The sequence below is a fragment of the Actimicrobium sp. CCI2.3 genome, assembly GCF_035019065.1.
Lineage (GTDB): Bacteria > Pseudomonadota > Gammaproteobacteria > Burkholderiales > Burkholderiaceae_D > Actimicrobium.
The window spans coordinates 1-398 of record NZ_JASJWR010000101.1 but is presented as its reverse complement, the minus strand read 5'-3'; the positions used below and the strand labels follow the sequence as shown (position 1 = coordinate 398).

At 51.3% G+C, this 398-nt stretch carries 1 rRNA gene; it reads right to left on the bottom strand.

The features are described from left to right. Nucleotides 1-398 (bottom strand): 23S ribosomal RNA (locus QN370_RS20620); the annotation flags it as partial.

The window sequence follows — 398 nt, the reverse complement described above, 5'->3', positions numbered from 1 at the left end:
CACTTTCGTGTTTGCAGAGTGCTGTGTTTTTATTAAACAGTCGCAGCCACCAGTTTATTGCAACCCTTTCGTCCTTCCTCCGCAGGGAGGTCAAACTACAAGGGCGTACCTTATCCCGAAGTTACGGTACCAATTTGCCGAGTTCCTTCTCCCGAGTTCTCTCAAGCGCCTTAGAATACTCATCTCGCCCACCTGTGTCGGTTTGCGGTACGGTCTCGTATGACTGAAGCTTAGAGGCTTTTCTTGGAACCACTTCCGATTGCTTCGCCTATAAATAGGCTGGCCTCAACCCCTTGAATTACGCACCCGGATTTACCTAGATGCCTTCTACAAGTCAAGGACCGGGACTTCCAACACCCGGACAACCTTCCGCGATCCGTCCCCCCATCGCATCATAC